Source organism: Micromonospora humidisoli, from assembly GCF_016900955.1.
Taxonomy (GTDB): Bacteria; Actinomycetota; Actinomycetes; order Mycobacteriales; family Micromonosporaceae; genus Micromonospora; species Micromonospora wenchangensis.
In genome coordinates, this window is record NZ_JAFEUO010000008.1 from 367,914 (window position 1) to 379,216 (window position 11,303).

Below are 11,303 nucleotides of genomic sequence, written 5' to 3' on the forward strand. Positions count from 1 at the left end.
CAGCTCCACCAGGGCGGAGGCACCGCGTCACCGATTCCACACCGCCGGTCACCCCCCTGTCAATTCTGGTAGACCTAATTTTGCCCGGCCATTTCAAGCGCGCTAGGTTAGGTGGACCAGATCATGCGCTGATAAATCGGGTAGGCAAGCCCATGTCTACCTTGTTGCGCATGGGTGAGCCGGAGGTGCCAGGGCCGCTTGTCGGACCGGCGGAGATGATGGCGATGCTGGGCGTGGGCCGCTCCCGACTGCGCCAGATCGTCGTCCACCCCAAGTTCCCGCGCCCGTTCCAGACGTTGCAGGGCGGCTCGGTGTGGCTGCGGTCCGACGTCGAGGCATACATCCGGGACCACCGGCAGCCCCGTCCGGCCGACGAGGACACCCAGGGCTGACTGCCCTGGGCCGGGCGTCAGGTGACGGTCAGGCCGCGTTCGGCGAACTGGGCCCGGACCCGGGCCACCAGTTCCGGGGTGGGAGGTTCCGTCTGCGCGAGGGGGAAGGTGAGCCCCAGCTCGGCGTACTTGTGCGCGCCGAGGCGGTGGAACGGCAGCACCTCGACCCGCTGCACGGTGGAAAGCCCGGCGACGAAGTCGGCGACGCCCGCCACGTTCTCCTCGGCGTCGGTGAGGCCGGGGACCAGCACGAACCGTACCCAGATCGGGGTGCCCCGGTCGGCGAGCCGGCGGCCGAAACGCAACGTCGGGGTGACCGACCCGGTGCGGGTGACCCGGCGGTAGGTCGCCGGGTCCCACGACTTGATGTCCAGCAGCACCAGGTCGGTGGCGTCGAGCAGGGCGTCGTCGGCCCGGACGCCGAGGAAACCGGAGGTGTCCAGCGCGGTGTGCAGGCCGAGATCGTGACAGCGGCGCAGCACCTCGCCGGTGAACCGGGGCTGCATCAGCGGCTCGCCGCCGCTGATCGTCACCCCGCCGCCGGCCACCGCGATGAACCGCCGGTACGGCTCGATCTCCGCCATCAGCTCGTCCACCGTCTGATGCCGGCCGCTGCGCCGGTACCAGGTGTCGGGGCTGTGGCAGTACCGGCAGCGCAGCGGGCAGCCGGCGAGGAAGGCCACGAACCGGGTGCCCGGCCCGTCCACCCCCACCGACACGTCCCACGAGTGCACCGCCCCGGTCGGCACGCCGTCGCCCCGCCGGCTGGCGGTGGCGACGGCGTCGCGCGGCCGGACGTTCACAGCGACCCGTGGAAGGTCCGCGACACCACGTCCTCCTGCTGTTCCCGGGTGAGCCGGACGAAGTTCACCGCGTACCCGGACACCCGGACGGTCAACTGCGGGTAGCGCTCCGGGTGCGCCATCGCGTCGACCAGGGTGGCCCGGTCCAGCACGTTGACGTTGAGGTGGAACCCGCCGGCATCGGTGTAGCCGTCCAGCACCCCGGCCAGGTTGTCGATCCGCTCGTCGCGGGTGTGACCCAACCCGTCCGGGGTCACCGTCGAGGTCAGCGAGATGCCGTCGCGGGCGGCGTCGTACGGCAGCTTCGCCACCGACAGCGCGGCGGCCACCAGCCCGTGGGTGTCCCGGCCGTTCATCGGGTTCGCGCCCGGGGCGAACGGCTCACCGGCCCGCCGGCCGTCCGGGGTGTTGCCGGTGTGCCTGCCGTACACCACGTTGGAGGTGATGGTCAGCACCGACATGGTCAGCTCCGCGTCGCGGTAGGTGCGCTGCCGGCGCAGCTTCGCCGCGAACGTCTCGGTCAGCCACACCGCGATCGCGTCGGCCCGCTCGTCGTTGTTGCCGTACGTCGGCGGTTCCCCCTCGACCACGTAGTCGATGGCCAGGCCGGTGTCGTCGCGCAGCACCTTCACCTTGCCGTAGCGGATCGCGGCGAGGCTGTCCACCGCCACCGACAGCCCGGCGATGCCGGTGGCCATGAACCGGCGCACCGGGTGGTCGTGCAGGGCCATCTCCAGCCGCTCGTAGGCGTACCTGTCGTGCTGGTGGTGGATCACGTTCAACGCGTCCACGTACGTCTCGGCCAGCCAGTCCAGGGTGCGCTCGTAGGCGGCCAGCACCTCGGCGTAGTCGAGGGTCTCCCCGCCGACCGGGGCGGTGGCCGGGGCGACCTGCTCACCGGTGATCTCGTCGCGCCCGCCGTTGATCGCGTACAGCAGGGCCTTGGCGAGGTTGGCGCGGGCGCCGAAGAACTGCATGTCCCGGCCCACCCGCATCGCCGACACGCAGCAGGCGATCGCGGTGTCGTCGTCGTACGCGGGCCGGATCAGGTCGTCGTTCTCGTACTGGATGGCGCTGGTGTCCAGCGACACCTGGGCGCAGAACCGCTTGAAGCCGACCGGCAGCCGGGGCGACCAGAGCACGGTCAGGTTCGGCTCCGGCGCGGGACCGAGGTTGTAGAGGGTCTGGAGATAGCGGAAGCTGGTCCGGGTGACCAGCGGCCGGCCGTCGGCACCCATCCCGCCGAGGGCCTCGGTGACCCAGGTCGGGTCGCCCGAGAAGAGCTGGTCGTACTCGGGGGTGCGCAGGAACCTGACGATCCGCAGCTTGATCACGAAGTCGTCGACCAGCTCCTGGGCGTCCATCTCGGTCAGCCGCCCCTCGGCCAGGTCCCGCCGCAGGTAGACGTCGACGAACCCGGCGGTACGCCCCAGCGACATCGCCGCGCCGTTCTGCTCCTTGGTGGCGGCCAGGTAGGCGAAGTAGAGCCACTGGATCGCCTCCCGGCCGGTGGTGGCCGGGCCGGCGATGTCGTATCCGTAGCCCGCCGCCATCTGCGCCAGCTCGCCGAGGGCCCGGATCTGCTCGGCCAGCTCCTCCCGGTCCCGGATCACCTCGTCGGTCGACGGCCGGTCGTCCAGCGCCGCCTTGAGCGCCTTACGCTCGGCGACCAGCCGGTCCACCCCGTACAGCGCCACCCGCCGGTAGTCGCCGATGATCCGTCCCCGCCCGTACGCGTCGGGCAGCCCGGTGATGATGTGCGAGCGGCGCGCGGCGAGCACGTCGGCCGGGTACGCGTCGAACACCGCGTCGTTGTGCGTCCTGCGGTACGTGGTGAAGATCCGGTGCACCTGCGGGTCGGCGGGGTAGCCGTACGCCTTCAGCGCGGTCTCCACCATCCGCAGCCCACCGGCCGGCATGATCGCCCGGCGCAGCGGCGCGTCGGTCTGCAACCCGACGATCAGCTCCCGCTCCCGGTCGATGTACCCGGGGGCGTGCGCGGTGATGGTGGACGGGGTGGCGGCGTCGACGTCGTACACGCCGCGGCGGCGTTCCTCGACGAACATCGACTTCAGCGTGCCCCAGACCTCCAGGGTGCGGCAGGTGGGCCCGGTGAGGAACGACGCGTCCCCGGTGTACGGCTCGTGGTTGTCCCGGACGAAGGCGGCCACGTCGACGGTGTCGCGCCAGGCGTCGCCGGTGAAGCCACGCCACGGGTCGAGATGTGCGGTGCCGGTCATGATCGGTCCTTCCGCGCTGGTCGGGTCCGGCGGCCTGGGTCGCCGGGGTGTTGCGCCTGCACCATCAGCCTCGCCGGGCCGGCCCGTGGCGGGCAGAGGCGCAGGACCACAGCCGCCCGGGACCAAAGACCCCACCGGCCGGTCAGCGCTGCACGACCAGCCGCTGGGCGCGCAGCAGCCGCGCCCACCACGGCCGGGGCGTCGCCGGGCGCAGTGCGGGCACCCGCGCGCCGCGCAGGCTGACCCAGCCGCCGGGCCCCATGGTCACCGTGCCGATCGCCGGTGGCCGACGTCGCGCCACCACCGCCACCCCGGCGGTGAGCAGGGCGACGGCGGCGGCACCGGCCGCGGCGGCGAGCACCCGGTCCGGGTCGGGCAGCGCCCGGTAGCGGACCCGTCCGTCGGTGAGCACGAACGCCCCGACGGCCCGCCCGTCGCGGGTGACCGGCACCAGGGCGGCGGCCGGCGTGCCGGGCAGGGTCAGCACCGGCCCCACCGGCCCGGCGGCCGTCGTCCCGGTCGCCTGCACCGGGGTACGGGGTCCCGGCGGCGGCCCCAGCGGGGCGGGTCCGGTCGGGTTGAGGATCGCGGTCATGGGGTGCCTCCTGTCGCCGGCCGGAGTTGTCCCCTCCTTGGTAGCAACGGGAGCGGGCCCGCCGGCAGGGCCGGACGGTACGCCGACCGGGCCACAGGTCCCGAGGTTGTCGGTGCCGGTGCGTATCCTCCGGCGATGACCGACGAGCTGTCCCTGCGGCCCGTGTGCGACGACGACCTGCCGCATTTCTTCGCCCACGAGCAGGACCCGGAGGCGGCGTGGATGGCGGCGTTCGGCCCGGCCGACCCGACCGACCGGGCGGCCTTCGACGCGCACTGGGCCCGCATCCGCGCCGACCCGACCGTGGTCAACCGCACCGTGGTCGTCGACGGCGCGGTGGTCGGGCACGTGGCGGCCTTCCCGGTGGGCGAACACACCGAGGTCAGTTACTGGATCGACCCGCGCCGGTGGGGGCGCGGGCACGCCACCGCCGCGCTGACCGCCCTGCTGCGGGAGTTGCCGCACCGGCCGGTGCGGGCCCGCGCCGCGAAGGACAACCGGGCCTCCCTGGCGGTGCTGCGCAAGTGCGGCTTCGTGATCGTCGGCGAGGACTCGGGGTTCGCCGCCGGCCGGGGCGTCGAGGTCGAGGAGTGGCTGCTGGAGCTGCCCGCCGTCCCCGCTGACCAGGGCGGGCACTAGTCTCGCGGGGTGAACTGGCTCGAACTCGTCGGCTGGGCCGGCTCCGCGCTGCTGGTCTGGTCGCTGTTGCAGACGCGCATCCTGCGGCTGCGCGCCCTCAACCTGGTCGGCTGCCTGATCCTGATCGGCTACAACGCCGCCGTGCAGGTCTGGCCGATGGTCGGCCTCAACGTGGTGCTCGCCGTGATCAACGTGTGGTACCTGCGCACGATGCTGGCCACCCGGCACGACGACCGCGCCTACCAGGTGGTCGAGGTGGGCGTCGGCGACCAGTTCCTGGCCCACACGCTGCGGGTGCACGCCGCCGACATCGCCCGGTTCAACCCCGACTTCCGCCCACCTCCGGCCGACGCCGACCGGTCGGCCTTCCTCGTGGTACGCGACGACGAGGTGGTCGGGGTGGTGCTGTCGCACGCCGAAGCGGACGGCATCGCCCAGATCGACCTGGACTACGTCACCCGCCGCTTCCGCGACTTCACCCCCGGCGAGTTCGTCTACCGCCGCAGCAGCCTGTTCACCGACCGGGGGTTCCGCCGGGTGGTCAGCCCACCGGGCATGGTCGCCCCCTACTACCACCGGCTCGGCTTCCGCCCCGAGGGCGACGCGTACGTCCTCGACCTGACGCCCGCCGCCGCCGGACGCGGCTGACCGCCCGGTGCCGTCAGGGCACGGCTGACCGCCCGCCGCCCGTACGGGCCGGCGAGCCGGCCGGACCCGCCGCCGGTCACCGGTCGGGGCCACCGGGAGGATTCGCGGACCGCGCGGTTGGGCACAGACTGGGCTACGCCGGGCGGGTCCTCCGTCCGGCGGCGTCGGCGGTGTCGCCGTCGCCCACCGCCTGAGGGAGAGTGCCGGGCGTGCAGAGCTACTGGAGCCAGTTGGCCCTGGTCGGAGTCCTGGTCGTGCTCAACGCGATCTTCGCGGGCAGCGAGATGGCGCTGGTGTCGCTGCGGGACAGCCAGGTGCAGCGGCTGGAACGCACCAGCCGGGCCGGTCGGGTGCTCGCCCGGCTCGCCAAGGACCCGAACCGCTTCCTCGCCACCATCCAGATCGGCATCACCCTGGCCGGGTTCCTCGCCTCGGCCGCCGCCGCGGTCTCCCTGGCCAGGCCGCTGGTGCCGCTGCTCGGGTTCCTCGGCGGGGCCGCCGAGACGGTGGCCATCGTGCTGGTCACCCTGGTGCTGACGTTCGTCACCCTGGTCTTCGGCGAGCTGGCCCCGAAGCGGATCGCGATGCAGCGCGCCGAACGGTGGGCGCTGCTGGTGGCCCGCCCGCTGGACATCCTGTCCAGCTTCACCCGCCCGGCGGTGTGGCTGCTCGGCGCGACGAGTGACCTGGTGGTCCGCCTCGCCGGGGTCGACCCGAAGCACCAGCCCGACGAGATCGGCCCGGACGAGCTGCGCGACATCGTCGCCGGCAACCACGGCTTCACCAAGGAACAACGGACCATCATCGCCGGTGCGGTGGAGATCGCCGACCGGCAGCTGCGCGCGGTGCTCGTACCCCGGTTGCAGGTGTTCACGCTCGACAGCGGCACCACCGCGGAGGCCGCCCGGCTGCTGCTGGCCGCCACCGGCCACTCCCGGGCCCCGGTGGTCCGCCACGGCGGCCTCGACGACGCGGTCGGCGTGATCCACCTGCGGGACCTGGTGGGGGTGCCGGACGACCGGCCGGTCGACGACTGCGCCCGCCCGCCGATGCTGCTGCCCGACTCGCTGCCGGTGGTCGACGCGCTGCGCCAGTTCAAGGCCGAACGGCAGCACATCGCCCTGGTCGTCGACGAGCGGGGCGCGGTCGACGGCATCGTCACCCTGGAGGACATCCTGGAGGAGATCGTCGGGGAGATCTACGACGAGACGGACCGGGACGTCCGCGCGGTACGCACCGAGGACGACGGTTCGCTGGTGCTGCCCGGCACCTTCCCCGTGCACGACCTGACCGACATCGGCGTCGAGGTGCCCAACCGGCCCGCCGGTGACTACACCACCGTCGCCGGGATGGTGCTGTCCTGCCTCGGGCACATCCCCACCGTCGCCGGGGAGCAGGTCACCATCGACGACTGGGAGATCACCGTCACCGACGTCGACCAGCGCGCCATCACCCAGATCCGGCTGCACCACGCCCCGACCGCGACCCCCGCCGAGGAACCGGAACCCGTGCCCGACGAGGCCCACGCCTGACCCGACCCCGGGTCAGTCCGGGGGCATCGGGTCACCGAACGGGAAACCCGGCACCGGCGGACGCAACTGCACCTGGTCGGCGGGGACCTGCCGGGTGTCCCGGCTCAACGCCCGCGCGGTCACCCGGATCATCCACGGCCCCGACGGATGCCGCTGCGCCCCGATCAACCGGCCCCACACCCGGCTCCACCAGTGACCGGTCACCAGCACGTCGGTCAGCCGCAGCCGGCCGTCCGGGAAGTCCCCCCGCACCACCACGTCCACCACCCGCCCCAGCCGCCGGCCGTGCAGGTCGTACGCGGTGCGCCCGAGCAACTCACCCGCTCGCACGGCCGGCCCCCGGAATCCGGTCGATCAGGTGCCGCCGCAGCCATGTCTCCACCGGCGGGCGGGGCAACTCGTCGGCGCGGGCCCGCAGCCGGACCGCGCTGTCGATCCGGGTCACCTGACCGAACGGGATGCGCAGCGGGGCAGCCGCCTCCTCGGTGAACCGGTCGGCGAGCGCCACCAGCAGCCGCCCGACCCGGCCACCGATCCGCCGCCCCAGCGCGCCCTGCCCGGTCAGCAGGTACGCCACGTACGGCACGCCCCGCTCGTCGACGGCGAACTCGACGTCGTCGACCTTGCCCAGCAGCAGCCCGTCGGCGTCGACGATCTGCCGGTCGAGCACCTGCCGGCCGAGCTGGACCCTCACCGCCCCATCCCCGTCCCGACCGCCAGCGGAACCGCCGCCACCGACGCCGCCACGATCACCAGCAGGAACACCGCACCGAGCAGGTTCAGCCACGGCCCGTTCACGTCGTCACCCAGGTACGTCCGGTCGTTGGCGACGACCAGGATCGGCAGGTACGTCAACGGCAGCACCACCGCGCTGGCGACCAGCATGTACTCGGTCAACCGGATCGGGTCGACGGTGGTGCACAGCAGTAGCGTCGCGGCCAGCACACTGGCCAGCAGCACGCTGTGGAACCGGGCGGCCTCCCGGGGGCTGACCCGCTTGCCCCACTGCCAGCCGAAGTACTGTGCCGCCGCGTACGCCGCCGACAGCCCGGTCTCCAACGCGGCCCCGAACGTCACCGCGAAGAACGCCAGCGCGGCGACCGCCAGCCCGACCCCGCCGAACGCCAGCACCACCGGCTCGGCGACCTGGTCGAGCGTCGACAGCGACACCCCGGCCGGGTGGAACACCACGGCGGCCGTGGCGACCAGCGACAACGCCAGCAGGCCGCCGACCGGGAAACCGATCAGCACGCTCGACCGCGCGTCGGCCAGGTCGGCGGCGCCCCAGTTCTCCTCCACCCCGCCGGAGGAGAAGAAGAACACCTCGTACGGGCTGACCGTGGAGGCGAACAGCGCCACCGCCACGAACCAGTACGCCCCCGCGCCCTGCCCGGCCGGGTTCGGGTGCAGGGCGTCGTGGCCGAGCGCCGCCCAGTCGGTCGGCAGCCAGAACAGCGCCACGGCGAAGACCAGCAGGGTCAGCCCGGCCAGCCCGAACACCCGCTCCATGAGCTGGAACCGCATCCGCCACAGCACCAGCCAGACCGCGAACGCCGCGACCGGCACCCACAGCAGGTAACTCACCCGGGAGGCCAGTTGCAGGGCCAGCGCCACCCCGCCCAGCTCGGCGGCCAGGGTCAACACCGTGACCAGGTAGGACGCCGCCAGGTTGAGCAGCGCCACCCGGGGACCCAACCGCTCCCGGACCAGGTCGAACACCGCCCGTCCGCTGACCGCCGCGATCCGGCCGGCCATTTCCGCGTACGCGCAGATGCCGACCACGCCGAGCAGCAGCACCCAGGCGTGGGCCATGCCGAAGCGGGCCCCCGCCTGGCTCGCCGCCACCAGGTCGCCGATGTCGACGAAGCCGCCGATGGCCGAGAGCACCCCGAGCGTGGCGGCGAGGAGCTTCCTCACGGGGGGACGGGATCGGCGGCGGTCATCGAGGCGACGATATCGGCGCAACAACCTCCGCACCGGGCAAACCGGTCAGGCGGGACGTGCCGCCGCGCGCCGTCAGCCCCGGGTCGGGCGGCCGTCAGTCCCGGGTCGGGCGGCCGTCAGTCCCGGCTGAGGTTCTGCAACCGCACCTGACCGCGGGACACCAACCGCCCCTCGGCGTCGGTGATCTCCACCTGCCAGAGTTGCTGGCTGCGCCCCCGGTGCACCGGAGTGCCGACGGCCACCAGCTCGCCCTCGCGGACAGCGCGCAGGAAGTCCGTCTGGTTGGAGACCCCGACCACGCTGCCCCGCTCGCCCAGCCAGAGTGTGCCGCCCACACTGCCCACCGTCTCCACCACCGCGCAGTAGACCCCGCCATGCAGGATGCCGGCCGGCTGGTGCAGCTCGGGCCGCACCTTCCAGCGGATGACCACCCGGTCCCCGCTGGCCTCGTCGAAACTCAGCCCCAGCAGACCGACCAGGCCGTCCGTCATCTCCGGGATCTCCACGGCTGTTCCTCCTCGTCGCACCGGCCCGACCAGCCTAGCCGCGCCGCCCGGCGGCAAACCCGGTACGGCCCCGGGTCGGCAATGGGGGAGAATCGGTGACCGTGACCGACAGCAACCTCCCGCACGGGCGGGACTCCCTGACCGACGACCTGCGGTGGCGCGGCCTGATCCAGGACTCCACCGGCCCCGACGAGCTGCGCGACCTGCTCGACGGCGGGGCGGCCACCTTCTACGTGGGCTTCGACCCGACCGCGCCCAGCCTGCACGTCGGCCACCTGATGCAGGTCACCACCGCCCGCCGGCTCCAACTCGCCGGGCACCGCCCGCTGCTGCTGGTGGGCGGCGCCACCGGCCAGATCGGCGACCCGAAGGAGAGCGCCGAGCGCACCCTCAACCCGCCCGAGGTGGTGGCCGGCTGGGTGCAGCGCATCCGCGACCAGCTCGCACCGTTCGTGTCGTACACCGGGCAGAACGCGGCGCAACTGGTCAACAACCTGGAGTGGACCGGCGAGATGTCGGTGGTCGAGTTCCTCCGCGACGTCGGCAAGCACTTCCCGGTCAACAAGATGCTGGCCCGCGAAGTGGTCCGGGCCCGGCTGGAGACCGGCATCAGCTTCACCGAGTTCAGCTACCAGCTGCTCCAGGCCAACGACTTCTTCGAGCTGCACCGCCGGCACGGCTGCCAGCTCCAGTACGGCGGCTCCGACCAGTGGGGCAACATCACCGCCGGCGTCGACTACGTGCGTCGTCGGGGGGCCGGCCCGGTCCAGGCCTTCACCACCCCGCTGGTCACCCGGTCCGACGGCACCAAGTTCGGCAAGACCGAGGGCGGCGCGGTCTGGCTCGACCCCGAGATGACCAGTCCGTACGCCTTCTACCAGTTCTGGGTCAACGCCGACGACCGGGACGTCACCCGCTACCTGCGCTACTTCAGCTTCCGCTCCCGCGAGGAACTGGAGGCCCTGGAGAAGGAGACGGTGGAACGGCCGGCGGCCCGCAGCGCCCAACGTGCCCTCGCCGAGGAACTCACCACCCTGGTCCACGGCGCGGAGGAGACCCGGCAGGCCGTCGCCGCCAGCCAGGCGCTCTTCGGCCGGGGTTCGCTCGACGAGTTGGCCCCGGAGACGCTGCGGGCCGCGCTGACCGAGGCCGGCCTGGTCCAGCTCGCCGGCGAACTCCCCGACGTGGCCGGGCTGCTGCGCGACTCGGGGCTGGTCGGCGGGCTCAAGGAGGCCCGCCGGGTGATCACCGAGGGCGGCGCGTACGTCAACAACCAGCGGGTCACCGACGTCGACGCCACCGTCGACCAGGCGGACCTGTTGCACGGCCGCTACCTGGTGCTACGCCGGGGGAAGCGCTCCTTCGCGGGGGTCGAGCTGCGCCCCTGACCCGGTCGGCCCCGGCGTGTGGAGGGCTTTTCACGTCGGTCCGGGCGCTGTTGCCGACCATCCCGGGCGGGGCCGTCCACCGAGGACCATCTCTGGGCGGATGACCCTCGCCCGGGGAGACGGTCGGCGTCGGACCGCTGTGCCGACCGGCGTCGGCCGGCGGCGCGACCCCGTCCCCGCTGTTCTCGGCCGGTCCCGTCCGTCTCCCGGTGGATGGCCCGGCGAGGGCGGCCTCCGACGGATGGCCCCGCTCGAAGGGTGGTCCCGCACGTCGGGCGGGCCGGTGTGCGGCAGTGTGACGTGCGACGCGTCCGTCGGATTTGACGATCATCTCGGCGGACGCGTAACTTTCTCTCTGCCAGCGCGGAACGGACGAACCGGGGCGAATGCCTCGAAGGCCGGAGCGCGGCGTGTGGAACCGGCTTCGCGGGGTTGTCCTTCGCGGAGTACGGACCGGGCGGTGCCCGGATCGGCCTGGGGGTCGATTTGGTGAGGCGAAACCGACCGGGTAGTGTGTGACGTCGGCAGGGAACCGGGCGAGCGTGTGGGAGACCGCACCGGCCGGCCTGGCGCAAATCATGAGGGCTTCCGGTGTGAGCCGGGTGTGTTCGTGGTG

General features: G+C 72.9%; 12 protein-coding genes. 5 read left to right on the forward strand and 7 right to left on the reverse strand.

The window, feature by feature from the left end:
* The first annotated feature begins 170 nt into the window (after positions 1 to 170).
* The gene (locus JQN84_RS27450) at positions 171 to 392 is read left to right on the forward strand and encodes a helix-turn-helix transcriptional regulator (protein WP_204961429.1); all 222 of its coding nucleotides are present in this window, start codon (positions 171 to 173) and stop codon (positions 390 to 392) included.
* Between the two features lie 17 nt (positions 393 to 409).
* Here JQN84_RS27450 and pflA read toward each other — a convergent pair whose 3' ends face one another.
* From pflA to JQN84_RS27465, 3 genes are all read right to left on the reverse strand, one after another.
* Positions 410 to 1,195 carry a pyruvate formate-lyase-activating protein gene (gene pflA / locus JQN84_RS27455; protein WP_307821452.1) on the reverse strand — a complete coding sequence of 262 codons (786 nt, stop codon included), beginning with the start codon at positions 1,193 to 1,195 and terminating at the stop codon, positions 410 to 412.
* Complete coding sequence (pflB, locus tag JQN84_RS27460) at positions 1,192 to 3,435, reverse strand: formate C-acetyltransferase (protein ID WP_204961430.1); 2,244 nt, start codon at positions 3,433 to 3,435, stop codon at positions 1,192 to 1,194. The genes pflA and pflB overlap by 4 nt, the downstream gene beginning before the upstream one ends.
* 142 nt (positions 3,436 to 3,577) lie before the next feature.
* Positions 3,578 to 4,030, reverse strand: a complete 453-nt coding sequence (locus tag JQN84_RS27465) for a hypothetical protein (protein WP_204961431.1) — start codon at positions 4,028 to 4,030, stop codon at positions 3,578 to 3,580.
* Between the two features lie 135 nt (positions 4,031 to 4,165).
* On the opposite strand from JQN84_RS27465, the gene JQN84_RS27470 reads away from it, so the two are divergent.
* From JQN84_RS27470 to JQN84_RS27480, 3 genes are all read left to right on the forward strand, one after another.
* Positions 4,166 to 4,669: a GNAT family N-acetyltransferase gene (locus tag JQN84_RS27470; RefSeq protein ID WP_204961432.1), complete on the forward strand. Its 504-nt coding sequence runs from the start codon at positions 4,166 to 4,168 to the stop codon at positions 4,667 to 4,669.
* Between the two features lie 9 nt (positions 4,670 to 4,678).
* Entirely contained in the window at positions 4,679 to 5,317 is a 639-nt protein-coding gene (locus tag JQN84_RS27475; RefSeq protein ID WP_204961433.1) for a hypothetical protein, read from the forward strand.
* Between the two features lie 209 nt (positions 5,318 to 5,526).
* Entirely contained in the window at positions 5,527 to 6,849 is a 1,323-nt protein-coding gene (locus JQN84_RS27480) for a hemolysin family protein (protein ID WP_204961434.1), read from the forward strand.
* Positions 6,850 to 6,861: 12 nt separating this feature from the next.
* On the opposite strand, the gene JQN84_RS27485 is transcribed toward JQN84_RS27480, so the two are convergent.
* The 4 genes from JQN84_RS27485 to JQN84_RS27500 form a co-directional block, all read right to left on the reverse strand.
* Entirely contained in the window at positions 6,862 to 7,179 is a 318-nt protein-coding gene (locus JQN84_RS27485) for a PRC-barrel domain containing protein (protein WP_204961435.1), read from the reverse strand.
* Positions 7,166 to 7,543 (reverse strand): hypothetical protein, encoded by a 378-nt coding sequence (locus tag JQN84_RS27490; protein ID WP_204961436.1) that lies wholly within the window; start codon positions 7,541 to 7,543, stop codon positions 7,166 to 7,168. Before JQN84_RS27490 ends, JQN84_RS27485 begins: the two co-directional genes overlap by 14 nt.
* Complete coding sequence (locus tag JQN84_RS27495; protein ID WP_204961437.1) at positions 7,540 to 8,766, reverse strand: NRAMP family divalent metal transporter; 1,227 nt, start codon at positions 8,764 to 8,766, stop codon at positions 7,540 to 7,542. Before JQN84_RS27495 ends, JQN84_RS27490 begins: the two co-directional genes overlap by 4 nt.
* A gap of 143 nt (positions 8,767 to 8,909) precedes the next feature.
* Positions 8,910 to 9,284 carry a PaaI family thioesterase gene (locus JQN84_RS27500; RefSeq protein WP_204961470.1) on the reverse strand — a complete coding sequence of 125 codons (375 nt, stop codon included), beginning with the start codon at positions 9,282 to 9,284 and terminating at the stop codon, positions 8,910 to 8,912.
* 116 nt (positions 9,285 to 9,400) lie between these two features.
* Between JQN84_RS27500 and tyrS the strand changes: the two genes are divergently transcribed.
* Positions 9,401 to 10,687 carry a tyrosine--tRNA ligase gene (tyrS, locus tag JQN84_RS27505; RefSeq protein WP_204961471.1) on the forward strand — a complete coding sequence of 429 codons (1,287 nt, stop codon included), beginning with the start codon at positions 9,401 to 9,403 and terminating at the stop codon, positions 10,685 to 10,687.
* The last annotated feature ends 616 nt before the right edge of the window (positions 10,688 to 11,303 follow it).